The sequence below is a fragment of the Mesorhizobium sangaii genome, from assembly GCF_014207355.1.
Taxonomy (GTDB): Bacteria; Pseudomonadota; Alphaproteobacteria; order Rhizobiales; family Rhizobiaceae; genus Mesorhizobium; species Mesorhizobium sangaii.
Genome location: NZ_JACHEF010000005.1, coordinates 68461 through 93625, shown reverse-complemented (window position 1 = coordinate 93625; position 25165 = coordinate 68461). Strand labels below are relative to the sequence as shown.

Sequence of the window (25165 nt, the reverse complement as noted above, 5' to 3'; positions counted from 1 at the left end):
GCCTCAGTGGCGGGAACGGGCAGGCTGCAGCCGATGACAGGGACTTCGCCAGCCGTTGTCGCGGCAAGCAAACTCGGACTGACCTTCCAGACCAATGACGGACCGGTGCAGGCGCTGTCCGATGTCGACCTGACCATCGGCAAGGGGGAGTTCGTTTCCTTCATCGGGCCATCGGGCTGCGGCAAGACCACCTTGCTGCGCGTCATCGCCGATCTGGAGAAGCCGACCTCGGGAACGATTTCGGTCAACGGCATGACGCCCGAACAGGCGCGCGAGAAACGCGCCTATGGCTATGTCTTCCAGGCCGCCGCCCTGTTTCCCTGGCGTACCATCGAGCGCAATGTGGGGCTGCCGCTGGAGATCATGGGCCTCTCCAAGGCGGAACAGGCGGAGCGGATCAAGCGCACGCTCGACCTCGTCAACCTCTCAGGTTTCGAGAAGAAATATCCCTGGCAGCTTTCCGGCGGCATGCAGCAGCGCGCCTCGATCGCGCGTGCGCTGGCCTTCGACGCCGACCTTCTGTTGATGGACGAACCGTTCGGCGCGCTTGACGAGATCGTGCGCGACCACCTCAATAAGCAATTGCTGGAACTGTGGGGACGGACCAACAAGACCATCTGCTTCGTCACCCACTCCATTCCCGAAGCCGTGTATCTGTCGACACGCATCGTCGTCATGTCGCCACGTCCGGGCCGCGTTACTGATGTCATCGAATCGACGCTGCCGAAGGAGCGGCCGCTCCACATCCGCGAGACGCCGGAATTCCTGTCGATCGCCGCGCGCGTCCGGGATGGTCTGCGGGCAGGGCACAGCTATGAAGATTGAGGCGGTGAAAGATGAGCACCCTCCTCTCCCCGACGGGGAGAGGGTGGCCGGAGCGAAGCGGAGGTCGGGTGAGGGGGCCTTGGCGGATCCGACTAAAAGAAAGGTCGGCGCAACCACTCGTGCCCGAAAGCTACGGTATGACGAGACCGAGGCTGAATACAGGCTTTGGGGGGAACTGAGAGGGTGCCATCTCAATGGCTACAAATTTGTGAGACAAGTGCCGCTTGGACCTTTCATCGCCGATTTTGTTTGTCGTGCGAAAGGCTTGATTGTCGAGCTCGATGGCAGCCAGCATGCGGATTCTCCTACCGATCCTGCCAGGACAGCTTGGCTGAACGGCCATGGCTATTCCGTTCTTCGATTCTGGAACCACGAAGTTTTGGCCGAACGCCGAGCGGTGCTTGATACGATCTTGGCTTGCCTTGACGGAAAGATTTCTACCCCCTCACCCGACCTCCGCTTCGCTCCGGCCACCCTCTCCCCGTTGGGGAGAGGAGAGGAAGGCTGCTAGATGGACAGCTTCCGCGACAAGCTCATCCCGGTGACATCGATCCTCGCTGGCGTGGTCGTGCTCTGGTACGTTTTCGCCGTTATCCTCAACGCGCCGTTCCAGCGCGATCTCGACCGCCGCGCTGGTGAAACGCCCGCCTTGAGCGAATTCATAGGCAAGACGCTGTCGCAGCCGAAGCCGACACTGCCGGCACCGCATCAGGTGGCGGTGAATTTCTTCGAGAACACCTTCCTGCGGCCCGTCACCTCGAACCGCAGCCTCGTTTATAACGCATGGGTGACGCTGTCGTCGACGCTGCTTGGCTTTGCTTTCGGCACGGGGCTCGGCATTATCATCGCCGTCGGCATCGTGCATGTGGCGACGCTAGACCGCAGCCTGATGCCGTGGATCATCGCCTCGCAGACCATTCCCATCCTGGCGGTGGCGCCAATGATCATCGTCGTGCTGGCGGCGATCGGCATCACCGGCCTGGTGCCGAAGGCGATGATCTCGACCTATCTGTCATTCTTCCCGGTGACGGTGGGCATGGTGAAGGGCCTGCGCTCGCCGGAGATCATGCATCTCGACCTCATGCACACCTACAATGCCAGCGCCTCGCAGACCTTCTGGAAATTGCGCGTGCCAGCCTCCGTGCCGTTCCTGTTCACCTCGATGAAGGTGGCGGTGGCCGCAAGCCTGGTTGGCGCTATCGTGGGTGAACTGCCGACCGGCGCTGTCGCCGGCATCGGCGCCAAGCTTTTGGCGGGTGCCTATTACAGCCAGTCCATCGACATCTGGTCGACACTGGTTGCCGGTTCGGTGGTGGCCGCACTACTGGTCATGGTGGTTGGCATTGCCGGGCGCATCGTCGACCGCGCCATGGGCGGGAGGCCGGCATGAACTGGCTGAAACCCTCCTGGCAAGCGGTGCTCGCCATCATGCTGTGCCTGATCGCGCTGGCGCTCGGCGCGATGTCGAAGCCGGAAGCGGCAGCGCTTGCCGACCCGGCGGCCAGCTTCAACTACCCCTTTCTCGGAACGAAAGGCTTGATGCTCGGCCTGGTCCTGCTGGCGGCGCTGATCTCGATGACCAGGATTCCGCCGCTTGCAGAGGCGGTGGTGCTGTTTGTCGGCGCCCACCTTGTCGGCTGGCTGCTGATATCGGGCATATCCGGTTTTGAAGGTACGGCACTGGCGCCGTACTTTTTGCTGCTTACGGCTGCCTGGCTGCTCGGCTGGCGCTGCGTCGCCGTCCTGTCGGGACTTCGTCCGATGGCGAACTGGGCCCGGAGCGCGCTGCGCCTGATCATCCCCGCCATCTTCGGCGCCTGGATCCTGATCATCTGGGAAGCGGTGACGCGGGGCGCCGGCATTCCCTTCATCCTTTTGCCACCGCCAAGCGCCATCGGCGCGCGCATCGCCAGTTCGCTGCCGGTGCTCGGCGCCGATGTCCGGCAGACGATCTTCAAGGCGGTGATCTTCGGTTATGTCGTGGGCAGCGGTGCCGGCTTCATCACCGCGATCCTCGCCGATCGCGTACCGTTCCTGCGCCGCGGGCTGTTGCCGATCGGCAACATGGTCTCGGCGCTGCCGATCATCGGCGTCGCCCCGATCATGGTCATGTGGTTCGGCTTCGACTGGCAATCCAAGGCGGCGGTCGTCATCATCATGACCTTCTTCCCGATGCTGGTGAACACGGTCGCCGGGCTCGCCGCGTCCGGCCATATGGAGCGCGATCTGATGCGCACCTACGCGTCGGGCTACTGGCAGACGCTGCTGAAGCTCCGGCTGCCGGCAGCCGCGCCTTTCATCTTCAACGCGCTGAAGATCAACTCGACGCTGGCGCTGATCGGCGCCATCGTCGCCGAGTTCTTCGGTACGCCTGTCGTCGGCATGGGCTTCCGCATCTCGACCGAGGTCGGGCGGATGAACATCGACATGGTCTGGGCCGAAATCGCGGTTGCAGCACTTGCGGGTTCGGTCTTTTATGGCGTGGTCGCTCTTGTCGAAAGAGCCGTCACGTTTTGGCATCCCTCTGTCCGTGGTGGATAGGGCGGTGGGTCTAAGGGTACTAACTTCAGAGGGTAAAAAGATGAAAAGACTGATTATTCCTGTCCTGGCCGGCGCGATGTCGCTAGCGGCGTTCCAGGCAATGGCCGCCGACAAGGTGACGTTGCAGCTGAAATGGGTCACGCAGGCCCAGTTTGCCGGCTACTATGTTGCCAAGGCCAAGGGCTTCTACGAGGCCGAAGGTCTCGACGTCGACATCAAGCCGGGCGGACCCGATATCGCTCCGGAGCAGGTGATCGCCGGCGGTGGCGCCGATGTTATCGTCGACTGGATGGGCGGTGCGCTGGCCGCTCGCGAGAAGGGCGTGCCGCTGGTCAACATCGCCCAGCCGTTCAAGAAGGCCGGCATGGAACTGGTCTGCCCGAAGGACGGCCCGATCAAGACCGAAGCCGACTTCAAGGGCCACACGCTCGGCGTCTGGTTCTTCGGCAATGAATATCCGTTCTACGCCTGGATGAACAAGCTCGGCCTGAAGACCGAAGGCGGCCCAGATGGCGTCACCGTTCTGAAGCAGAGCTTTGACGTGCAGCCGCTGATCCAGAAGCAGGCCGACTGCATCTCGGTCATGACCTACAACGAGTACTGGCAGCTGATCGACGCCGGCTACAAGCCGGAACAACTGACCGTGTTCAACTATTCGGCGATGGGCAACGACCTGCTCGAGGATGGGCTCTATGCGTCGGAAGACAAGCTCAAGGATCCGGCGTTCGAGGACAAGATGGTGCGTTTCGTGCGCGCCTCGATGAAGGGCTGGAAATACGCCGTCGACAACAATGACGAGGCCGCAGGCATCGTCATGGACGGTGGCGGCCAGGACGAGAACCACCAGAAGCGGATGATGAGCGAAGTCGCCAAGCTGGTCGACAATGCCGACGGCAAGCTCGATCCGGCAACCTACGAGCGCACCGCCAAGGCGCTGCTCGACCAGAAGATCATCACCAAGGAGCCGAAAGGCGCCTACACCACCGCCATCACCGACAAGGCGGTCAAGTAAGCCTAGCCGGCAACATCTTGATATTGAGAAAACGGCGCCTCTGTCAGAGGCGCCGTTCCTTTATGGTGTTCATGACGAAGCTGGTCTCGATCGAGGCGACGCATTTAAGCCGCGCGATCTTTTCCTTGATGAAGCGCTCGTACTGTTCGAGGCAGCCTGTCACCACCTTCAGCACATAGTCGCGCGAACCGGTGACGAGGTGGCATTCCAGCACCTCTTCCCAGCCGCGGATCGCGTCTTCGAACATGACGATCTCGTCCTCGTTCTGACGGCTGAGCCGGACTGTGGCGATGGCGACCATGCTCCTGCCGAAGGCGGCCGGATCGACCAGCGTGGTGTAGCCTCTGATGACGCCGGTCTCCTCCAGCCGCCGCACCCGCCTCAGGCAAGGCGACGGCGACAGGCCGATCCGCTCGGCAAGCTCGTTGTTGGTGATGCGGGCGTCGGCCTGCAGTTCTTGCAGAATTCTGCGATCGAAATCATCGGCTATCTTTTGCTGCACTTTCGGCCTCTCCAGGCAATTTGTTGCGAGGATGCAGCCATGCGCGCGCAAAAATAGCAAGGACTGCGCGATCGGGATCGCATAAATTGCCGTGCGACATTCCTCGAAGAAGCAGGAAAAAGCCATGCCCGCGCCACGCCCGTCGAAAACCCATATCGGCAATCACAAGCTCCACCCGGAGACGCTGATGCTGAGCTATGGCTTCGATCCGCAGCTTTCGGAGGGCGCGGTCAAGCCACCCGTGTTCCTGACCTCGACATTCGTGTTCAAGTCGGCGGAAGAGGGACGCGACTTCTTCGACTACACGTCCGGCCGCAAGGAGCCACCGAGCGGCACGACGTCCGGTCTGGTCTATTCGCGCTTCAACCATCCCAACAGCGAGATCGTCGAGGACCGGCTCGCGATCTATGAGGGGACGGATGCCTGCATCCTGTTTTCGTCAGGCATGTCGGCGATCGCGACGACACTTCTCGCCTATGCCCGTCCGGGCGACGTCATCCTGCATTCGCAGCCGCTCTATGGCGGCACCGAGACACTTTTGACGCGCACGCTTTCCGGCTTCGGTATCGGTGCTGTCGGCTTCGCCGATGGCGTCGACGAGACGGCGGTGCGCGCGGCTGCCGACGCTGCAGTCGCGAAGGGCCGTGTCTCGGTCATCCTGATCGAGACGCCGTCAAATCCCACTAACAGCCTGGTCGACATCGCGCTGATGCGGAAGATCGCTGACGAGACCGGCGCGAGCCAGGGGTCGGCGCCGATTGTCGTCTGCGACAACACGCTGCTCGGACCGGTGTTCCAGAGGCCCATCGAACACGGCGCCGATGTGTCCGTCTATTCGCTGACCAAATATGTCGGCGGCCATTCCGACCTGATCGCAGGCGCCGCAATGGGCAGCAAGGCCGTCACCAAGCCGATCAAGGCGCTGCGCGGCGCGATCGGCACGCAGCTCGACCCGCATTCGTGCTGGATGCTTGGCCGTTCGCTGGAGACGTTGTCAATCCGCATGGAGCGGGCGAACGACAATGCGCGCCTGGTCGCCGAATTCCTGCGCGATCATGCCAAGGTCGAGAAGGTGCATTACCTGCCGTTCCTGGGCGAGGACACCCCGGCGGGCCGTGCCTATAGGGCGCAGTGCAGTGGCGCCGGCTCGACCTTTTCCTTCGACATACGCGGCGGACAGAAAGCGGCTTTCGCCTTTCTCAACGGCCTGCAGATCTTCAAGCTGGCGGTGAGCCTCGGCGGAACGGAATCGCTGGCCAGCCACCCCGCGGCCATGACCCATTCGGGCATTCCCTTCGACGTGCGCCAACGCATCGGCGTGCTGGAGACCACGGTCAGGTTGTCGATCGGTGTCGAGCATCCGGACGATCTGATCGCCGACCTGACGCAGGCGCTGGCAGCGGTCTGACCGCCTCCGGGGCGCCTCGGCAGCGAGGCGGAGGCGCCGTCGCGCCTTTGAGATTGGATAATCCCAGGAGGGGCGGGCAACCGCCTCTCTTTTCATCGGTCATCACATATGCGTGCGCCCGGGATACTTTTGGCCGGCAGATCGTTGTGTTGATGTATCCATGCGCTGGGGGGCCGCAGGGTGTTGCATCCAACGGAGGTTTCTAAAATGCGCATGAAGTCCTTTTCGCCGATCGTTTCGGCACTTGCCGTCACTGTTTCTATCTTCCTTGTCTCGCCGGCCTTGGCCGACATGGAAAAGTTCACTGCGACGCTCGATGGCGGCCAGCAGAGCCCGCCCGTCACCACGAAGGGCAAGGGCACGGCCACTCTCACGTTCGATACGGCCAAGAAGAAGCTTAGCTGGAACGTCAAATATTCCGGTCTTAGCGGGCCAGCGACGGCCGCGCATATTCACGGCCCGGCGGCGATGGGTGAAAACGCTGGACCCGTCATTCCGTTCAAAAAGCTCAAGAGCCCGATCAAGGGATCGGAGACGCTGACCGATGCCCAGGCCGCTGATCTCGAGGCCGGAAAATATTACGTCAACGTCCACACCGCCGCCAACAAGGACGGCGAGATCCGCGGCCAGATCGAAAAGGCGAAGTAGGGTCGTCGCCCTGCGGTGACTCATCCCGAAGTTAGTGGGACAGCGTCCCCCTCTGTCCGGCAGGATGGAGGGGGCGCGAAGCTATTGGACCTATGCCGTTGGCGCTCAGGCCTTGTCGCGGATCTGGGTCATCGTCCGGGTCGGCGTGATCGCCTCGGGGTCAAGCCTGATCTCGACGATAGCCGGCTTGCCGCTGGCGCGGGCACGCTCGAAGGCGGAAGCGAAATCCGTGGTCTTCTCCACCGTCTCGCCATGGCCGCCATAGGCACGGGCCAAGGCCGCAAAGTCGGGATTCTTGAGATCCGTGGCAACGACTCGGCCGGGATACTCGCGCTCCTGATGCATGCGTATGGTGCCGTAGATACCATTGTTGACGACGACGACGATGATCGGCAGGTCATACTGGACGGCGGTGGCGAACTCCTGCCCGTTCATCAGGAAGCAGCCGTCGCCGGCAAAGGCAACCACCATGCGATCCGGGAACAGCCCTTTGGCAGCGACTGCGGCAGGGGTGCCATAGCCCATCGAGCCTGACGTCGGGGCTGCCTGCGTGGCGAAACGGCGGGACCGGTGGAAGCGATGCACCCAGGTGGCGTAATTGCCGGCACCGTTGGTGAGGATGGCGTCGTCGGGCAACACCTTTTCAAGATAATTCATGATCGGCCCCATCTGGACTGGGCCCGGGCCGCTTTCGGGCGGCGTCGACCAGTCGAGATAGGCGGCATGCAGCTTTGGCGTCTCGGCTGCCCAGACGGGTGCGGAGGCCGGCCTGCGCTTGGCGAAGGCTTGAACGAAGGCTGACGGCGAGGCGTTGATCGCCAGTGTCGGCCGGTAGACGCGGCCGAGTTCGCCGGCGTCGGCATGGACATGGACCAGTGTCTGGTCGGGGTAGGGGCTCTTCAAGAGCGTGTAGTCGGACGACGGCATTTCACCCATGCGGCCGCCGATCAACAGCACGAGGTCGGCCTGCTTGATCGCCGTGGCCAGCTTCGGATTGATGCCGATGCCGACATCGCCGGCATAGTTCGGATGCAGATGATCGAACAGCATCTGGCGGCGGAAGGAACATCCGACCGGCAGCGACCAGGCCTCGGCGATCGTGCGCATCTGCGCCACGGCCTCGGCATCCCAGCGCGTGCCGCCGAGGATGACGAATGGCCGCTTGGCCTTGGCCAGCAATTTCTCCAGCGCATCGAGTTCGGCTTCACCGGGCCGGGTTTCGACCGGTGTGTGCGGCAAGGCGATGGGCGCTTCGACAACACTGGTCAGCATGTCTTCCGGCAGCGAGATGACCACCGGGCCGGGGCGGCCCGATGTCGCCACCGCGAAGGCGCGGGTGACGAACTCCGGGATGCGCGAGGCATCATCGATCTCGACCACCCATTTGGCGATGTCTCCAAAGAAACGCTTGTAATCAACCTCTTGAAAAGCCTCGCGTTCCTTGGCGTGGCTGGCGACCTGGCCGATGAACAGGATGACGGGAATAGAATCCTGCATGGCAATGTGGATGCCGGCGGACGCATTGGTGGCGCCGGGCCCGCGGGTGACGAAGCAGATACCGGGCTTGCCGGTCAGGCGGCCATGGCAATCGGCCATCATGGCGGCGCCGCCTTCCTGGCGGCAGACGATGGTGCGGATCGCCGAATCATGCAGCGCGTCGAGCACAGCCAGGTAGGATTCGCCAGGCACGCAATAGATGCGGTCGGTGCCGTTGGCTTCGAGCGCGTCGACGATCAGTTGTCCGCCAGTCTTCATTGTCCAGACTTCTCCAGTTCGGCAAGGATTTCTTGCGTGTGCTCGCCAAGGCGCGGCGAGGGGCGCTCATAGACAAGCGGCGTGCCGGACATCACCATCGGTGCGCGCACCGAAGGCAGAAGATTGCCATGGCCGTCGTCAAGGTCGAGCCGCATTCCGCGGGCGATCGTCTGCGGGTCGGCAAACATCTGGCCGATCGTGTTGATCGGGCTCGCCGGCACGCTCGCCGCTTCCAGCTTTGCCAGCAGCGGGTCGCGATCAAAGATCTTCAGCGCCTCGATCATGTGCTCGCGCAGCTTGACCCGGTTGGCGACCCGGGCCGGATTGGTGGCGAAGTCGGGATTCGACGGCAGTTCGTCCAGCCCTACGGCGGCACAGAATTTGACGAACTGGCCGTCATTGCCGACCGCCAGGATGATGTGGCCATCTCTGACCGGAACCACCTCGTAAGGCGCGATGTTCATATGCGCGTTGCCCATCTGCACCGGCGACTTGCCGGAGACGAGATAGTTCAGGTTCTGGTTGCCGAGCGCCGAGATCTGGGTGTCGAACAGCGCCATGTCGATGTGCTGGCCGTCGCCGGTCAGTTCGGCATGGCGCAATGCCGCCTGGATGGCGATGACCGAATAAAGGCCGGTGAAGATGTCGGAGATGGCGACGCCGGCCTTTTGCGGCTCGCGGCCGACCTCGCCGGTGATCGACATCATGCCGGCCATGGCCTGGATGATGAAATCGTAGCCGGCGCGCGGCGCGTAGGGCCCATCCTGGCCGAAGCCGGTGATCGAGCAGTACACGAGGCGAGGGTTGATCGTCTTCAGGCTGTCGTAGTCGAGGCCGTATTTCTTGAGGCCGCCGAGCTTGAAGTTCTCGATCAGCACATCCGACGTCGCGACCAGCCGGCGCACCGTCTCGGCACCCTCCGGCGTCGAGAAGTCGATGGCGATGGAGCGCTTGCCGCGATTGCAGGAATGGTAATATGCGGCTGACAGGTTCTCGCCGTCCCTGCCCATGACGAAGGGCGGTCCCCATTTGCGGGTGTCGTCGCCACCATCGGGGCTCTCGACCTTGATGACATCGGCACCAAGGTCGGCCAGCAATTGCCCGGCCCAGGGTCCGGCGAGGATGCGGGCGAGTTCGACGACGCGGACGCCTTTCAGCGGGGGTTCGGCCATAAATCACCGTGGTTGATCGAAAGCAGAGCCTCTATCAAGCCCGGCGATGGCTGTCACGGCCCTTGCAATGGGCCAAGGTGCCAGTTCGAAATGGATTCGCGCCGCTTTGGCCGGGTTATGATCCTAGCACGCCGTCGGCCCAGGCCACGAAATCGTCCATGATGATGTCGCGGTTGACCTCGTTCAGGCTTTCGTGGCGGGTGTCGGCATAAACCTTTGGAATCAGATTCGAAAACCCCATCTTGCGCATGCGATTGGCAAGATGGGTGATCCCTTTGCCGTAGTCCGAGGCGGGATCCTTCTCGCCACCGACGATGCCGACAGGGAGATCGCGCCTGATGTCGGCAAATCCGGTGTCCCTGCCGCCATTCAGCGCCATGCCGACGACGTCGCGCCACATCGACACCGACGCATCCCAACCGCACAGAGGGTCGGCAATGTACTTCGCCACCTCAGCCTCGTCGCGCGACAGCCAGTCGAACAGCGTGTGGTGATTGGGCACTGCCTTGCCCCACGCCTGGAAGGTGAGCTTCGGCAGCAGGCGCGAGGGGAGATCCGAGCCCAGCCGCATGCGTTCCCAGCCAAGAATACCCAACGCCAGTTGGCCGAGCAGGCCTTGCGAGAAGTCGCAGTTCCAGATCGCGGCCGCATGAACGCGTGGCGAATGGCGCAACAGGAAATTCAGCGCCACGGATGCACCCATCGAATGGCCAAAGAGGATGACCGGCAGGTTCGGCTGTTCGCGGGCGATGAGATCATGGACGGCGCCGACATCGGCGATCACCTTGGCGGCGCCATCCCTGTCGGCGAATTTGCCGAGCGGCGCATCGGGCGCCTTGGTGGCGCCATGGCCGCGATGGTCGTGGACATAGACGTGGTAGCCGCGCGGGCCAAGAAAATCGGCGAAGCGGGCATAGCGCGCGGCGTGCTCGGCCAGCCCGTGATTGATTTGCACGACGGCACGCGGCCTGCCATCGGCCTGCCTGACGAAGAGATTGAGGTCGGCACCCGTCGGCGAGCGAACCACGCGCTGCTGGCTGAATGACATGCGGCTCGGTCTCCAGGCTCTGGCCGCCATCGTGGCGCCGGCTTTGTTTGCGCCGGCACCGATTTTGCGTCAATCCGCCCTGCCTGCTTTTCCGCGACGATGTTTCTTGCGTTTGGCCAGCAAAATATCGCAATTCTGACATGGAGACAGCTTCAGTCTGTCGCCCACTTCTTCAGCCGGGGATTCCTATGCGCATTGGTGTTGTTTTCGGATTGGCGATGCTGGCGGCCTCGCTGGCCGGTGCGGCGCGTGCCGATGTCAAGATGAAGGGCACTTTCGTTGCCGATTCGGCCTGTCCGGCAACGCAAGCCATCAAGAACGGCAAGAATCCCGGCAATGTCTCGACCGACGCCGGGCAGAGCTACCAGCTGCTTGCCGGCAACAAGGATGCACCGACGCATTATCTCATCCTGGTGCCGGGCGCCGATCCGGAGCGCCGCTGGGTGAAGGTCAGCTGCGGGCATGTCTCCGGCAGCAGCGCGGCGACGGTGCCGGCAGCACCTGGCGGGCAAGGCAAGCCGGCGGCGTCGGGCAAGCCTGAATATGTCTTCGCGCTGAGCTGGCAGCCGGCCTTTTGCGAGACCAAGTCGAGCAAGACCGAATGCAAGGCTCAGAGCGCCGGTGATTTCGACGCCACGCATTTCACCTTGCACGGGCTGTGGCCGCAGCCGAACGGCAATTTCTATTGCCAGGTGACAGCGAGCGACAAGGCCAATGACAATCCGGCCCACTGGAAGGACCTGCCGCCGGTCAATCTGGATGCCAGCACCCGCACGGAACTCGATCAGGTGATGCCGGGTACCGCTTCCCAACTCGAGCGGCATGAGTGGATCAAGCACGGCACCTGCTACGGCAAGAGCCAACAGGACTATTTCTCCGACGCGCTCAATTTGATGCGCGCGGTGAACAGCTCGCCGGTGCGCGATCTATTTGCCAAGAACATCGGCGGTAAGCTGACGGCCGACCAGATCCGTGGCGCCTTCGACAGCGCCTTTGGCGCTGGGGCAGGGGACCGGGTGCGCGTCTCCTGCGTCATCGATCCGTCGAGCGGCAGGCGGCTGATCGGGGAACTGACGCTCGGCCTTGCCGGCCCGATCGGCCCCAACAGCTCGCTCAAGGACCTGCTGCTGGCTTCGGTGCCGACCAACAAGGCCGGCTGCCCGACCGGCACCGTCGACGCGATCGGGTTCCAGTAAGCACTGGCCGAACGCAGACGCCTGACTGTCGCCTTGCCGCGTCTTGGTGCTATGCTGCGCCCAGCATCATTCGGGCGGGGGTCGCAATGGATGGCTTGACGAACAGCGCGCTGGCGCGGCTGGCCTTCTGGGCCAAGGGCATGGTCGCGATCAGCGACGGGCGCATGGAATGGCCGGGTTTTTCCTATGCCGACGCCGAATGGGCGCGCATGCGGACGCTCTCCGAACCGATCGGCGCCGGCACCTACCAGCTGTTCACCATCGTCAATGCGGTGATGTTCATCACGATTGCTGCGCTCGGCATTTTTGGCGTCTTCCTGCCGCTGGCGACTATGCTGTTTCCTGTGCCGGCCGAGACCAGCGCGCTGAAGTTTTCGCTGCTGCTGGCTGCCTGCGCCTTCCTTATCATCGGCCTTGGCCTGCCGATCTCGATGCGCCTTTCGGCAGTGCTGGTGGCCAGCAAGGCGGTGCGTGCGGCGCTGATCGCCGCGCCCGGCGACGAGGCGTTGGCCTCAAAAGTATCCTGGCAGATCAACCGCATCGTGCTGATCATGTGCGGCCTGCTGGTGCCGGGCATCCTGCTGTTCATCGCCTATGACATGGAAGCCGGACCGATCATCACCGCGCTGAAATGGCTGGCGATTGCCCTGATGGCGGTCTCCACGGTCGCCGGCATTCGGCGGCAGAAAAAGTCGCCGTAAGCGTCAGGACTGGATTTGCGCGGATTTTGTCCATGCAAGGGCGGCGTCGGCCTCGTGGCCGTCCGGCTCGCCGACGACGCGATCGCGTCCGGTCGACTTGGCCTTGTAGAGGCGTTGGTCGGCAAGCGCGAACAGATCGGCAAGGCAGCGCGTCGTTTCGCCGACGCTGGAGACGCCGGCGCTGACGGTCAGGTCGAAGCGGCTGGTGTTGACGGATGCCTTGACCGCATAGCGGATGCTCTCGCCGAACAGCCTGGCGACCGCGTGCGGACGCGAACTGAGGATGGCGAATTCCTCGCCGCCGATCCGGAACACCTGGTCTTCCGCACTTGCTGCCTCGCCAAGCAGGGCCGCAACGGCTTTCAGCACCTTGTCGCCTTCGGCATGGCCGAAACGGTCGTTGATCGATTTGAAATGGTCGACATCGATGATCAGCAGGCTGAGCGGCTTCGCCGTTCGCAGGCTGACCTGGACGGCGGCTTCGCCATCGCTGTCGAAGCGGCCTTTATGCAGCAGGCCTGTCAGGCCGTCACGGCCGACGTGTTCGATCAGCGCTTCGTAGCGCTCGCGATAGGTCAGCGTGTCGAAGATGTCGGTCAGTCCGCGCGGCAGCGTGATCTCGCGTTCTTCGAACCATCTGAGATAGGCCACGAGCATGGTGCTGTAGGTCAGCGCGGCGACCATCTTGGCAAACCAGCCGCCGAAAAACACCGCGATCGGTGCGCCGGCGACGAAATGCAGCGCGGTGAAGAACCCCGCCTGGTCGAAGGTGAGCACGCAGGCGACCGAAATCAGGATGCGCGCGAACTGTGCCTTGCGCAGGTATCGCCCGAGCTTTTCATAAAGCAGGATGATCAGGATGGCGTCGATGAAGAGCAGCGTCGTGCCCCACACCATCAGCCAGCCCATCTCGTCGATGAAGCCGATGTCGGGGAGCCTGCCGTCGGGAAGCGGGGCTATGGCATGCAGGCGCAACAGCAGCACCAGCCCGATCATCAGCGCATTGCCAAGCAGCAGACCATAGATCGGCTGACGGACGGTGGCGGCATCTTCCTTCATGTAGAGCAGCAGGAGCATGACCAGCTTGCCGGAAAACAGCACCGCCGAGCCCGGCGAGACCATGCCGAACGGCAAGGCGACGTAGAAGACGCTGGCGAGATAGGTCTCGAGGAAGTGCATGACGCCGAGCGCGCAGACGAAGACGCCGAGGCCGATGCGTTTCCTGAAGCGGAAAAGCGTCACCATGACGCTGAAGTAGACGACCGCTTCGGCAAGGAGCAGGAAACTGTTCAGCAATGCCGTCGATCCGATCTTTCTCCTGAATCGCGACAAGCTGGCGATTCCACCCGATCCTGTTTTGACGGCGAAGGGTTAATCGGAGCTTTCATCGCGCCGGGCGGCCGGCGGAAAACTTCAGGGTTGGCGGACACTTCCGCGTGTGACCGGCCAGAAGCGGCAAAAGCGATTGCCGTTCGCCGCCGCATCGCCTACATAGCGGCCAACCTCCATTCAATTTGACAAATCCAGTCAGTTTCTCTGGGCCTGTCAGTTTTTCAGGGAAAGCGCGCGTGGCACGCCAGTTCATCTATCACATGGCCGGCCTCAACAAGGCCTATGGCACCAAGAAGGTGCTCGAGAACATCCATCTGTCCTTCTATCCGGATGCCAAGATCGGCATTCTCGGCCCCAACGGCGCCGGCAAGTCGACGATCCTCAAGATCATGGCCGGGCTCGACAAGGAGTGGAACGGCGAGGCGTGGCTCGCCGAAGGCGCCACCGTCGGCTATTTGGCGCAGGAGCCGGCGCTCGATCCGAAGAAGACCGTGTTCGAGAACATCATGGAAGGCGTGGCCGCCAAGACCGCCATCATCGAACGCTACAACGAACTGATGATGAACTATTCCGACGAGACGGCCGACGAGTCGGCCAAGCTCCAGGACGAGATGGACCGGCTCAATCTGTGGGACCTCGAACAGCAGGTCGAGATGGCGATGGAAGCACTGGGCTGCCCGCCCAAGGAGGCCGACGTCACCAAGCTGTCAGGTGGCGAGCGCCGCCGCGTCGCGCTCTGCCAACTGCTCCTGCGCCAGCCTGACCTGCTGCTGCTCGACGAACCGACCAACCATCTCGACGCCGAGACCACTGCGTGGCTGGAAAAGCATCTGCGCGCCTATCCGGGCGCCGTGATGATCATCACCCACGATCGCTACTTCCTCGACAATGTCACCGGCTGGATCCTCGAACTCGACCGCGGCCGCGGCATTCCCTACGAGGGCAACTACACCAAATATCTCGAAGCCAAGGCCAAGCGGCTCAAGCAGGAAGGCCGCGAGGACGACGCCCGCCAGCGCGCCATCGGCCGCGAGCGCGAGTGGATCCAGTCCAGCCCCAAGGCTCGCCAGACCAAGTCCAAGGCCCGTATCCAGGCGTTCCAGGATCTGTTGGATGCAGCCGACAAGCGGCGACCGACAGACACGCAGATCGTCATCCCGCATGGCGAGCGGCTCGGCAATGTGGTGATCGAGGTCGACAACCTGTCGAAGGGCTTTGGCGATACGCTGCTGATCGACGGCCTGGAATTCAAGCTGCCGCCCGGCGGCATCGTCGGCGTCATCGGCCCGAACGGCGCCGGCAAGACGACGCTGTTCCGCATGATCACCGGCCAGGAAAAGCCGGATGCCGGCACGGTCCGCGTCGGCGAGACGGTCAAGCTCGGCTATGTCGACCAAAGCCGCGATGCGCTCGATCCGTCAAAGACGGTTTGGGAAGAGATTTCCGGCGGCGCCGAAGTGGTCAAGCTCGGCAAGTTCGAGGCCAACACGCGTGCGTATTGCGCGTCGTTCAACTTCCGTGGCGGCGACCAGCAGCAGAAGGTCGGCAATCTCTCCGGCGGCCAGCGCAACCGCGTACACCTGGCCAAGATGCTGAAGACCGGCGGCAACGTGCTGCTGCTCGACGAACCGACCAACGACCTCGATACGGAAACGCTGGCGGCGCTTGAAGACGCGCTGGAAAATTTTGGCGGCTGCGCGGTCATCATCTCGCACGATCGCATGTTCCTCGACCGCTTGGCGACGCACATCCTCGCCTTCGAGGGCGACAGCCATGTCGAATGGTTCGAGGGCAATTTCGAGGATTACGAGCAGGACAAGATCCGCCGCCTCGGCCCGGATGCAGTCAACCCGCACCGCATGACCTACAAGAGGCTGACGCGGTAAGGGGTTTTTCGGGCGGCGAATTCTCAAAACGACATGAGGAGCTCACATGGCCGATTGGTCCGCCGCCCAATATCTGAAATTCGAGGACGAGCGCACGCGACCCGCGCGTGATCTCACAGCACAGGTACCGGTGGATTTCCCATGCCGGGTCGTCGACATCGGCTGCGGGCCGGGCAACTCGACCGAGCTGCTTGTCGAGCGCTGGCCGGATGCGCAGGTGAGCGGCTTCGACACGTCGCCCGACATGATCGAGAAGGCGAGGGCGCGCCTGCCTGACGTGACCTTTGACCTTGCGGATGCCTCCAACTGGCAGCCAACGGAGCCGGTCGACGTGATCTTCGCCAATGCGGTGTTCCAGTGGCTGCCCGAGCATCCGGCGGTCTTCCAGCGGCTGATGGGTTTTTTGGCCCCCGGCGGCGCGCTGGCCATTCAGATGCCCGACAATATGGGCGAGGATTCGCACCGCCTGATGCGGGAGACCGCGGCCGAAATGTCGTTTGCCGACAAGATCAAGGGTGCGGCGCGCGCGCCGCTGCCGTCGGTCCCGTTCTATTATGATCTCCTGTCGCCGCTCAGCGATCGGCTGGACATCTGGCACACCATCTACAATCATCCGCTTGCCGACGCCGAGGCGATCGTCGAATGGGTGAAATCGACCGGGTTGAAACCGTTCCTCGATCCGCTCGAGGCGGACGAGCGCAAAATGTTCCTCGACAGCTACACGGCCAAGATCGCTAGGGCCTATCCGAAGATGGCGAACGGCAACGTGCTTTTGCGCTTCCCGCGCATCTTCATCGTCGCCAAGCGGGCTTGATTGTCCACGTTGGGTCGCGCCAATTGCGGCGGCTTGACCGGGTTTCGCCGCCGTGCGCATTTCATCGCGTGGGGGCAATGATGGCCCGTGGCAGGGGTGGGTGATGATACTGAAAAAGATGCTTTTCGGCGGCGGCGTGTGCGCGGCAGTGCTTCTCGCGTTCTCGATCTCGGCGGAGGCCAAGCGGGCGCGTTGCTATACCAGCGATGACGGCTATTTCTCATGCAGCTACAGGGCGATCGACGACGCGGGCAGCTTCCGCATCTCGGCGCCGGGCTACCCGACCTATGTCCTGGAGATTGACGGGCCGGGCTTTGCCTATGGCTATGTCAAACTCGGCCGCCGCAACGTTCCGTTGCCGGGGCAGTTCGTGCGCAGTCGCGACGACGGCGCCTGCTGGAACAACCCGCAGACCAACACCAAGCTGTGCGCCTGGTGAAGTCAGATTTAAGCCGGCGTAAACCGCCTCGGTGAGAAAAGTGTTGCGCCGGAGCGTTCCGGCGCCCACATGAAGCCCGCAACGCCTGCGGATGGGACGGACTGGACATGCATCGCGTCATCATCAGCGGCATTGGCGTTGAAATCCCCGAACCCACGATCACCAATGAAGACCTGGTCGCCAGCTTCAATGCCTGGGTAGACATGGAGAATGCGCGCCGTCAGGGCACTGACGAGCCGCCGCTGTCGAAATCGGACAGCGACTTCATCGTCCACGCTTCGGGTGTGCGCACCCGCCATGTGATCGAGCGCGAAGGCATTCTGGATCCGACCCGCATGGCGCCGCGCATTCCGGTGCGGCCCGATGACGCGCTGTCGCTGGAGGCCGAGTTCGGCATCGCCTCGGCGCGAAAAGCTGTCGACCATGCTGCACTTGAACCGTCCCAGATCGATCTGATCATCTGCTCGGCCTCGCACCACCAGCGGCCTTATCCGGCGATCGCCATCGAAATGCAGGAGGCGCTGGGCACAAGGGGCGCCGGCTTCGACATGGGGCTTGGCTGTTCGTCCGCCGCGGCGGCCCTTCACATGGCGGTCAATTTGGTGCGCTCGGGTGCGCACAAGCGCATTCTGGTGACGACGCCCGAGATCATCACCGGCCATCTCAATTTCCGCGACCGGCAGACGCATTTCATCTTCGGCGATGCCTCGGTGTCGATGGTGGTGGAGGGACTTGCTCAAGGCGACAAACGGCCGGGGCGTTTCGAGGTGCTGGACACACGCATCTGGACGCAGATGTCGAACAACATCCGCACCAATCTGGGCTATCATACCCGCACCGCCCAGGAGGATCCCTACATGATCAACCTGGAAGGCAATCTTATCAAGCAGGTCGGTAACAAGGTGTTCAAGGAAGTCACCGTCGCCGGGCAGAAGTTCATCGTCGAGTTCCTGGCCGAGCACGGGCTGACGCCGCAGGCGGTCCGGCGCTTCTGGCTGCATCAGGCCAATGCGCGCATGAACGCCATGATCCTGAAACTGTCATTCGGCCACGAGGTCGACCACGATCGCGCGCCGATGGTGCTGGAGCGGCTGGGCAACACCGCGGGCGCCGGCGCCATCGTGGCGCTGTCGGAGAACCATGCCGACATGAAGCCCGGCGATTTCGGCTTGATCTGCGCGTTTGGCGCGGGGTATTCAATAGGCGGCGCGCTTCTCAGAATGCTCTAGACTCGGGGATCCGTATTCAGCCGGCCTGCGAATGGCAGCCTTCTGCGCATTCGGTGCTCCCGCACCCCAAAGTGCGTTGCGTTCCGGTTCCCGGAATCCACCATTCCAGTCGCTTCGCGCCGATGGCGCTGTCGAACACATCCAGCAAAGCAGCGCGGCAAGAAAATCAAACTGAGACGGCGCTCACCTGCCGTATCGGGCCGGCGCGAACGGCACCAGCATCGGCACCTGCCTGGCATAGTTGTCATAGGCACTGCCCAGCTCGCCGTGCATGAAGTGTTCCTCGAGTTTTGCCTTCGTCACGATGCCGATGATGAGCACCGCTGTTCCGGCAATGCCCCAGACCGTTCCTTTGGCCGCCATGGTGGCCAGGATCGCCAGCAACAGTCCGGTGTAGATCGGGTGCCGGACCAACCCATACGGGCCGGTATCGACGACGTGGTGCCCGGCCTTGGCGGTGATGGTAGCCGACCACAGCCTGCCGAGATGCAGGCGCGCCCACCAGGCAAAGGCGATGCCGATGGCGATCACGGCGACACAGATCCATGCCTCGGCGAGGTCAGGCATCCAAAGCCTGAGGCGGCCGTCATAGCCGTGCGCTGGAATGAACAGCAACACCGCGCCGACCAGCCAGAGAACCCGATAGCGAGCCTCCACCCTGAACCCGGCGCGTTTCTGGGCAGGGTCGGCCCAGAGCGCCGAAACGGCCCAGGTCACCGCCCATATCAGCCAAAGCAGCGTGATTGCTGTCCCGGGACGCATGAGAACCTCCGCAGACTTGGTCTGGCGTCACCATGAAGCCGGCAGCGCGGCAGCAATGCGGCGTTGCGTGGACCGGTTCCAATTTCAGGTAAGAAGATCGTGATCCGCGCCGGACCTCATTCATTGGGACAGCTGAACATCCATTGCACGCCAAAGGCGTCGACCAGCATGCCGAAGCTGGTTCCCCAATATTGCGGCGCCAGGGGGACGGTGATCCGCCCGCCCGCGGCCATGCGGGTGAAAAGCTCCCGCATCGCCGACAGGCTGTCGAATTCCAGGCAAAGGGCGGAGCCTTTCATCGGCTCGGCATCGTCATTGTCCGAGGCATGAAATAGCACGCCCGGGCCTTCGAGCCGCGCATGCAACACCTTTCCGCGCATGGCTTCGGTCCGCACCGGCATGGTGTTGTCGCCCCAGCGCAGCAGGATCGTTGCCCGGCCAAGACCGCACTGTTCGTAGAAGGCCAGTGCCGGCTCGCAATTGGTGGTGAAGAACAGCGAAGGTGAGAGCCGCATCGGTTCCGCTCCTGTTCATCGCGGCCGCCAGATCACTGCGCGGCGGCGGTTGCAGCAGCGACAAATGCCTCGCCTGAATATTGCCGGCTGCCGATACCCCAGCCGCCGTCGGGCGCATTGACGATGTTGATCCAGGTGTTTTCAGGCCGGTGGCCAGGCACGCAGAGCGCGGCGACAATACCGGCGGCTTCGGTGATGAAAGCGTTTCGGGCTTCGATCGAACCAAGTCCGATGTTCGGCAGCTTCAGCTCGACCATGACGACCGGCCGATTAGCGCCACCGGCATAGATGCGATGGAGCGGCAGGATGTGGACCGTGCCGCCGACGATCGCGGTGAAGAACGAATTGCCGGTGGCGCCGGAGGCTTCGATGAGGGCGGCGCTGAGGCGCGGCAGGATCTCGCGCTCTCCCGCCGGGGTCAGTACGCCTTCCGGCGCGGTCACGGTGATTGGCATTTGGCTCTCCTTTTTCGCTGGTTTCCATGCCGGCAGACATGTCTTCCGGCTTGCCATGTTTCGTATCAATTGTTACGTTATGCGGACAAGGTGAGTCAACAGGTTTCGTATCGATCACTATGGATAATTTGGAAAAGAATCGGGGTGGCCGGCCACGCGCCTTCGACCTCGATCGGGCGCTGGATGCGGCGATGCATCTGTTCTGGGAGCATGGCTATGAGGCGACATCGCTGGCCATGCTGCGCGAGGCGATGGGGCTGACGCCGCCGCAGATCTACAACGCCTTCACCGACAAGGAGACTTTGTTCCGCAAGGCGCTGACGCGCTACCACCAGACCGAGATCGGCTTTGCGGTGGAGGCGCTGGGCGCGCCGGTGCCGACGGGGGAGGCGATCCGGCGGTTGCTGCTCGGCGCGGCGGAGGCCTATTCCAGGCCCGGCAAGCCGGGGGGCTGTCTGTTCGTCAGCGGTGCGCTCGCCGCCTCGCCGCAGGCGCAAGCCATTGCAGATGAACTCAAGGCCTATCGCAAGGCAAGTGAAGCGGCGATCGCCGAGCGGCTGGCCAAGGGCCGGGCAATCGGTGACCTACCGGAAGGCCTTTCCGTCGAAGGCTTCGCCAAATACCTGGCCGGCGTCATGAACGGCATGTCAATCCAGGCGCGCGACGGCGCTTCGGTCGAAGAGTTGCGCACTTTGGCCCAAACCGCTCTTGCGGCGTTCGCAATCGAAGGGCAAAAACAGGCGCATCATCCAAGGAATGAAGCCGATGCTGGATCTCTTCCCCGAGGCTGAAAAGCCGGTCGAAATCGTCCCGGCGCGTAAGCTGGTCGCCAAGGTGGCCGCGCTCTATGTGGCGCCGTCCGATCATTTCGAGACGCGCCCGGTCGACGCGTTGCGGCTGGGCTTCGACGGCATATCGGGTGATTTCCACGCTGGCGCGACGCGGCGCTCGGGCGGGCGCGAGCCCTGGTATCCGCGCGGCACCGAAATGCGCAACGAGCGGCAATTGTCCGTCGTGGCGGCGGACGAACTGGCCATCGTTGCCGAACGGATGGGCCTGGCCGAGATCAAGCCGGAGTGGATCGGCGCCAATCTTTTGATCGAAGGTGTGCCGCATCTGTCCATGCTGCCGGCCGGCACGCTGCTGTTCTTCAAGGACGGTGTGACCATCAAAGTCGACGCACAGAACGGACCGTGCCGCATCGCCGGCCGATCGATCGCCGAACATGCTGGGATGGTCGATATCGAGGCCAGCGCGCTCTTATTCCCGAAATCGGCGAAGCGGCTCCGCGGCCTCGTCGCCTGGGTCGAGAAGCCGGGAACGATCAAGGTCGGCGAAGAGATATCGGTGCGCGTGCCCGAGCAGTGGATCTATCCGAGCTAGACTCTCGCCGCATCGGAATCCCTTATAGGGCAGGGGCTACGCCGCCGAGGCGGCGTAGCGATATCTCCGAACTGGCCTCAAGCTTTGCGGTTTTTCTTCGCGCCCTGCGCCCTGATGGAAACGTCGTCCCACTTTTCCCAGGTGGCGATGCGGTTGCCGTATTCCTGCTTAATCATCGGCAGGCCGCCATCGCCGAAGAACACGCGCAGCGGCGGCTCGGCGGCATCGACAATGGCCAGCATCGCCGGTCCGGTGGCCTCGGGATCGCCGGCGACCGAATTGGCGCGGCGCTCTGCCATCTTGGCGCGGGCGGGCGCATAGGCCTCGATCGGCTTGGAGACCTTGGCCGACGGACCGGCCCAGTCGGTGGAGAAGCCGCCCGGTTCGACCAGCGTCACGTGGATGCCGAATTCCGCGACCTCGATGCCGAGCGACTGGCTGAAGGCCTCCAGCGCCCATTTCGAGGCATGATAAAGGCCGAGCGAGGCAAAGGCATTGACGCCGCCGATGGACGAGATCTGGATGATGTGGCCGGAGCGCTGCGCCCGCATGATCGGCAGCGCGGCCTGGGTGACCCACAGGGCGCCGAACACATTGGTTTCGATCTGGTCGCGCGCTTCCTGTTCGCTGACCTCCTCGATGGCGCCGAAATGGCCGTAGCCCGCATTGTTGATGACGATATCGAGCCGGCCAAAGCGCTTATGCGCCTCGGCGATCGCGGCGTCGACGGCTTTCTTGTCGGTGACGTCGAGCTTTATCGCCGCGATATTGTCGCCGTACTTCTCGACGAGATCGGCGAGCGTGCCGGCATCGCGGGCGGTCGCCGCGACGCGATCGCCACGGGCGAGTGCGGCCTCGGCCCAGACGCGGCCAAAGCCCTTCGACGATCCGGTGATGAACCAAACCTTGTTTGTCATGATGTGGAGTCCTTGCCCCAGCGGGCGTGATTTCGGGTGAAAGCGGAGGCTTCTCCGCTTTGGGGCATATACGGACGAACCGGCGTTTTTCCAGAGGCGAAGGATATCTTTTTGAACAAACCGCCTTGGTGATCAGGGGTATTGCACTGGGCTCGACCATGCCGGGTCGTCGTGCTTTTGCCAATAGAGCGCCATCAGGCGGCTGGTGATCGGCCCGACCTTGCCGTTCGCGATCCGGTCGCCGTCGATCTCAGTCACCGGCATGATGCCGCCGGCGGTCGAGGTGATGAAGACCTCGTCAGCTTCGCGCAAAGCGGCGACACTGACATCGGTGGCGACGGCGGCGAGACCTTGTTCGGCGCAGAGATCGAGAACGGTGCGCCGGGTGATGCCGGGCAGCACGCCAATGGCTGGCGTCGACAGTTTGCTGTCCTTGACGCAGAAGACGTTGAAGCCCGGGCCTTCGGCGACATTGCCGTTGAAGTCGAGAATCACTGCGGTCTCGGCGCCGCGGTCATAGGCGTCGTAGAGGCCGCGCACCAGATCGAGCCAGTGGTAGTTCTTGATCGCCGGATCGATCGAGGCCGGCGGGATGCGCACCTTGTCGCTGATGGCGACGTGTAGGCCGCGCTGTAGCTGCTCGGCATTGGCGACCGAGCCGAACGGCACCGCGAACGCCATGAAGCGGTTGACCGCCTGGCGTGGGTCGCGACTGAAGGTCGGCGAGGCGCCGCGCGTGCACAGCATTTCGACATAGGCGCTACGATGTCCCGACAACGCCACGCAATTGTGCAGGATCTCGATCACGCCTTCACGGTCGAAGGGGATCGTCATGCGCAGCTTTTCGAGCCCGCCGAAGAAGCGGTCGAGATGCAGGTCGAGGCGGAAGAAGCGGCCATTCCAGACATGCACGGTGTCGTAGGTGGCGTCGGAATGCAGAAAACCCCAGTCCAGCACCGAGACCTTGGCTTGTGACATCGGCAGGTATTGGCCGTCGAGGAAGGCGACCCCGTCTGGATAGGAATGCGGGTCTACGTGGCGGTCGCTGACCGTCGGTAGTGGCTTTGCATCATGTCTTGCCATCGTCTGGCTCATCGGGGCGTCCTGTCGCACGAGGCGGATGAGCAGGCTATCGGCGCCATGCGGAAGGCATAGAGCCAGCCAACAGGTGCTGTTCGTCCTCGATGGCGATCCGGCCGATACATTGGACTGGACTTGCCTTATGTTGCGAACTCTGACCTGAAGGGGACATGGGCAGGTTCGGGACCGTTATCGCAGCCATGATGATTTTTGTCGCCACGGGCCAAGCCAGTGCGCAATGCGCGCGCGAAGGCGAGGAATTGTGCCAGAGCGGCCAGAGCTATCGCTGCGAGAAAACCGGCAGCGAATTGACGCCGATCTTCCAGAACGTGCCTTGCGCGGCGAATGCGCCGACGCTGAGCGGCACCTGGGTCGGCAGCGGTCACCAGAGCCCGGCCGGGGTCCCCGGCGCCGACTGGTCGATCACCGTGACGATCAATGATGGCGGTGCGTCGATCGACTATCCGTCACTTGGCTGCGGTGGATACCTGTCCCAGACGTCCAGGGACGAGACGTCGGCGGAATATCATGAGAGCATCACCTACGGGCAGGACAAGTGCATCGACGGCGGCAACATCACCGTCAGGTTTTTCAAGGGGAATCTGTCCTGGACGTGGACCGGCCAGGCGGACGGCCAGCCCTACAATGCGGTCGCCGTGCTGACGCGGCAATAACAGGCCTCCGCCTCATTCCTCCTCGTCGTCGGCATCGAGTAGTCGCGTGGCGCGCCAGCGGGTGAGTATCATGTTGGTCTGCTCGATGACGAAAAAACGCGCCGAGTCGCGGTCGTAGCCTTCGCCCACCAGTTTTTCGTAATCGGTGTGCATGTGGCGGATGTGGGCAATGGTCGCCAGCCACACGGCGATGGTCGGCGGCAACGTCTTCATGTGAACCGAGCCGGCATCGGCGCGGATCTTCTCCATGTCTGCATAGGGCGCCAGCGGCAGCAGTGCCGTCAGCGCCTTGGCGATGGCGCGGCGGCGCCCGGTCGGCGCTGCTTTCATCGCTGAATCCGATTGGGCTCGTCGCGCCCTTCGATGGTCGCCTCGGCGAAGGCATCGGTCGAGGCGAAGTAGGGTTTTATGTCGATGACCGGCGTGCCGTCCAGCACATCGATGGCGTCGAGATCGAGGCGTCCGGTGCCGATGTCGAGCCCGACCAGCCTGGCCACATGCAGGCCGACCGGGTTCGGCCGGGCAGGCGAGCGCAGCGAAAATACGCCTTTGGCTTCAGCCGCATGGCGGGGTTTCTGTACAATCAGAGTCCGCGGCGCGTGCTGCAGCCAGGACAGGATGATGATGTGGCTGGCGCGCTCCAGCCCCTGCAGGCCGCTGCGATAGGGTGCGTCGATGGTCAGCACCGCCGGCTGCCCGGTCTCGCGCGCGGCGCGCATGTTCTTCGGGCAGGTCTCCCGTGTCGTCCATGGCGAGGTGATGCGGCCGATGAAGACGATGCCGCCGTCGGCTGGCATCAGCGCCGGATCGGTATCCAGCTCCTGCTCTCCGTCGCGCGCCTCGAACATCTCACGCGGTCCGGTCATTCCAC

General features: G+C 63.1%; 28 protein-coding genes. 16 read left to right on the top strand and 12 right to left on the bottom strand.

Annotated elements, in window-relative coordinates:
• Positions 1–33 precede the first annotated feature (33 nt).
• The 5 genes from HNQ71_RS23240 to HNQ71_RS23220 are packed head-to-tail and all read left to right on the top strand — an operon-like array spanning position 34 to position 4378.
• Positions 34–825: an ABC transporter ATP-binding protein gene (locus HNQ71_RS23240; protein ID WP_184874970.1), complete on the top strand. Its 792-nt coding sequence runs from the start codon at positions 34–36 to the stop codon at positions 823–825.
• Complete coding sequence (locus tag HNQ71_RS23235; RefSeq protein ID WP_184874969.1) at positions 791–1336, top strand: endonuclease domain-containing protein; 546 nt, start codon at positions 791–793, stop codon at positions 1334–1336. The genes HNQ71_RS23240 and HNQ71_RS23235 overlap by 35 nt, the downstream gene beginning before the upstream one ends.
• On the top strand, positions 1337–2215 hold the full coding sequence (locus HNQ71_RS23230) for an ABC transporter permease (protein WP_184874968.1): 879 nt from the start codon (positions 1337–1339) through the stop codon (positions 2213–2215).
• Entirely contained in the window at positions 2212–3366 is a 1155-nt protein-coding gene (locus tag HNQ71_RS23225; RefSeq protein WP_184874967.1) for an ABC transporter permease, read from the top strand. The genes HNQ71_RS23230 and HNQ71_RS23225 overlap by 4 nt, the downstream gene beginning before the upstream one ends.
• A 40-nt stretch (positions 3367–3406) precedes the next feature.
• On the top strand, positions 3407–4378 hold the full coding sequence (locus HNQ71_RS23220; protein ID WP_184874966.1) for an ABC transporter substrate-binding protein: 972 nt from the start codon (positions 3407–3409) through the stop codon (positions 4376–4378).
• 43 nt (positions 4379–4421) lie between these two features.
• Here the strand turns inward: HNQ71_RS23220 and HNQ71_RS23215 are convergent, their stop codons facing one another.
• Positions 4422–4880, bottom strand: a complete 459-nt coding sequence (locus tag HNQ71_RS23215; RefSeq protein ID WP_184874965.1) for a winged helix-turn-helix transcriptional regulator — start codon at positions 4878–4880, stop codon at positions 4422–4424.
• A gap of 124 nt (positions 4881–5004) precedes the next feature.
• Here HNQ71_RS23215 and HNQ71_RS23210 point away from each other — a divergent pair, with 124 nt between their 5' ends.
• Together HNQ71_RS23210 and HNQ71_RS23205 are read left to right on the top strand one after the other, a co-directional pair.
• Entirely contained in the window at positions 5005–6288 is a 1284-nt protein-coding gene (locus HNQ71_RS23210; protein ID WP_184874964.1) for a cystathionine gamma-synthase family protein, read from the top strand.
• 207 nt (positions 6289–6495) lie between these two features.
• Positions 6496–6936, top strand: coding sequence for a CHRD domain-containing protein (locus tag HNQ71_RS23205; RefSeq protein WP_184874963.1), 441 nt, complete (start codon positions 6496–6498; stop codon positions 6934–6936).
• Positions 6937–7041: 105 nt separating this feature from the next.
• On the opposite strand, the gene HNQ71_RS23200 is transcribed toward HNQ71_RS23205, so the two are convergent.
• The 3 genes from HNQ71_RS23200 to HNQ71_RS23190 form a co-directional block, all read right to left on the bottom strand.
• Positions 7042–8691, bottom strand: a complete 1650-nt coding sequence (locus HNQ71_RS23200) for a thiamine pyrophosphate-binding protein (protein WP_184874962.1) — start codon at positions 8689–8691, stop codon at positions 7042–7044.
• Positions 8688–9863, bottom strand: coding sequence for a CaiB/BaiF CoA transferase family protein (locus tag HNQ71_RS23195; RefSeq protein WP_184874961.1), 1176 nt, complete (start codon positions 9861–9863; stop codon positions 8688–8690). The genes HNQ71_RS23200 and HNQ71_RS23195 overlap by 4 nt, the downstream gene beginning before the upstream one ends.
• Before the next feature lie 115 nt (positions 9864–9978).
• Positions 9979–10911: an alpha/beta fold hydrolase gene (locus tag HNQ71_RS23190; RefSeq protein WP_184874960.1), complete on the bottom strand. Its 933-nt coding sequence runs from the start codon at positions 10909–10911 to the stop codon at positions 9979–9981.
• Positions 10912–11099: 188 nt separating this feature from the next.
• Here HNQ71_RS23190 and HNQ71_RS23185 point away from each other — a divergent pair, with 188 nt between their 5' ends.
• Both HNQ71_RS23185 and HNQ71_RS23180 read left to right on the top strand, forming a co-directional pair.
• A complete protein-coding gene (locus HNQ71_RS23185; RefSeq protein ID WP_184874959.1) occupies positions 11100–12107 on the top strand; it encodes a ribonuclease T2 family protein in 1008 nt (335 codons plus the stop codon).
• Between the two features lie 86 nt (positions 12108–12193).
• Positions 12194–12808 carry a hypothetical protein gene (locus HNQ71_RS23180; RefSeq protein ID WP_184874958.1) on the top strand — a complete coding sequence of 205 codons (615 nt, stop codon included), beginning with the start codon at positions 12194–12196 and terminating at the stop codon, positions 12806–12808.
• Between the two features lie 3 nt (positions 12809–12811).
• Here HNQ71_RS23180 and HNQ71_RS23175 read toward each other — a convergent pair whose 3' ends face one another.
• A complete protein-coding gene (locus HNQ71_RS23175; protein ID WP_184874957.1) occupies positions 12812–14104 on the bottom strand; it encodes a GGDEF domain-containing protein in 1293 nt (430 codons plus the stop codon).
• A 272-nt stretch (positions 14105–14376) separates the two neighbouring features.
• Here HNQ71_RS23175 and ettA point away from each other — a divergent pair, with 272 nt between their 5' ends.
• From ettA to HNQ71_RS23155, 4 genes are all read left to right on the top strand, one after another.
• Positions 14377–16026 (top strand): energy-dependent translational throttle protein EttA, encoded by a 1650-nt coding sequence (ettA, locus tag HNQ71_RS23170; protein ID WP_184874956.1) that lies wholly within the window; start codon positions 14377–14379, stop codon positions 16024–16026.
• A 46-nt stretch (positions 16027–16072) separates the two neighbouring features.
• Entirely contained in the window at positions 16073–16840 is a 768-nt protein-coding gene (gene tam, locus HNQ71_RS23165) for a trans-aconitate 2-methyltransferase (RefSeq protein ID WP_184874955.1), read from the top strand.
• 103 nt (positions 16841–16943) lie between these two features.
• Positions 16944–17279: a hypothetical protein gene (locus tag HNQ71_RS23160; protein WP_184874954.1), complete on the top strand. Its 336-nt coding sequence runs from the start codon at positions 16944–16946 to the stop codon at positions 17277–17279.
• 107 nt (positions 17280–17386) lie between these two features.
• A complete protein-coding gene (locus HNQ71_RS23155; RefSeq protein ID WP_184874953.1) occupies positions 17387–18508 on the top strand; it encodes a beta-ketoacyl-ACP synthase III in 1122 nt (373 codons plus the stop codon).
• A 183-nt stretch (positions 18509–18691) separates the two neighbouring features.
• On the opposite strand, the gene HNQ71_RS23150 is transcribed toward HNQ71_RS23155, so the two are convergent.
• From HNQ71_RS23150 to HNQ71_RS23140, 3 genes are all read right to left on the bottom strand, one after another.
• On the bottom strand, positions 18692–19270 hold the full coding sequence (locus tag HNQ71_RS23150) for a methyltransferase family protein (protein WP_184874952.1): 579 nt from the start codon (positions 19268–19270) through the stop codon (positions 18692–18694).
• Positions 19271–19386: 116 nt separating this feature from the next.
• Entirely contained in the window at positions 19387–19785 is a 399-nt protein-coding gene (locus HNQ71_RS23145) for a VOC family protein (RefSeq protein ID WP_184874951.1), read from the bottom strand.
• A gap of 32 nt (positions 19786–19817) precedes the next feature.
• Entirely contained in the window at positions 19818–20240 is a 423-nt protein-coding gene (locus HNQ71_RS23140) for a tautomerase family protein (RefSeq protein WP_184874950.1), read from the bottom strand.
• Positions 20241–20359: 119 nt separating this feature from the next.
• On the opposite strand from HNQ71_RS23140, the gene HNQ71_RS23135 reads away from it, so the two are divergent.
• Both HNQ71_RS23135 and HNQ71_RS23130 read left to right on the top strand, forming a co-directional pair.
• Positions 20360–21031 carry a TetR/AcrR family transcriptional regulator gene (locus HNQ71_RS23135; RefSeq protein WP_184874949.1) on the top strand — a complete coding sequence of 224 codons (672 nt, stop codon included), beginning with the start codon at positions 20360–20362 and terminating at the stop codon, positions 21029–21031.
• Positions 21006–21623: an MOSC domain-containing protein gene (locus HNQ71_RS23130; protein ID WP_184874948.1), complete on the top strand. Its 618-nt coding sequence runs from the start codon at positions 21006–21008 to the stop codon at positions 21621–21623. The genes HNQ71_RS23135 and HNQ71_RS23130 overlap by 26 nt, the downstream gene beginning before the upstream one ends.
• A gap of 77 nt (positions 21624–21700) precedes the next feature.
• Here HNQ71_RS23130 and HNQ71_RS23125 read toward each other — a convergent pair whose 3' ends face one another.
• On the bottom strand, positions 21701–22540 hold the full coding sequence (locus tag HNQ71_RS23125; RefSeq protein WP_184874947.1) for an SDR family oxidoreductase: 840 nt from the start codon (positions 22538–22540) through the stop codon (positions 21701–21703).
• A gap of 132 nt (positions 22541–22672) precedes the next feature.
• Positions 22673–23635 (bottom strand): D-amino acid aminotransferase, encoded by a 963-nt coding sequence (locus tag HNQ71_RS23120; protein WP_184874946.1) that lies wholly within the window; start codon positions 23633–23635, stop codon positions 22673–22675.
• 185 nt (positions 23636–23820) lie between these two features.
• Between HNQ71_RS23120 and HNQ71_RS23115 the strand changes: the two genes are divergently transcribed.
• On the top strand, positions 23821–24294 hold the full coding sequence (locus HNQ71_RS23115; protein WP_246461889.1) for a hypothetical protein: 474 nt from the start codon (positions 23821–23823) through the stop codon (positions 24292–24294).
• Between the two features lie 12 nt (positions 24295–24306).
• On the opposite strand, the gene HNQ71_RS23110 is transcribed toward HNQ71_RS23115, so the two are convergent.
• Together HNQ71_RS23110 and tsaA are read right to left on the bottom strand one after the other, a co-directional pair.
• Positions 24307–24624 carry a DUF2293 domain-containing protein gene (locus HNQ71_RS23110; RefSeq protein WP_184874944.1) on the bottom strand — a complete coding sequence of 106 codons (318 nt, stop codon included), beginning with the start codon at positions 24622–24624 and terminating at the stop codon, positions 24307–24309.
• Entirely contained in the window at positions 24621–25160 is a 540-nt protein-coding gene (gene tsaA, locus HNQ71_RS23105; protein ID WP_184874943.1) for a tRNA (N6-threonylcarbamoyladenosine(37)-N6)-methyltransferase TrmO, read from the bottom strand. The genes HNQ71_RS23110 and tsaA overlap by 4 nt, the downstream gene beginning before the upstream one ends.
• Positions 25161–25165 lie beyond the last annotated feature (5 nt).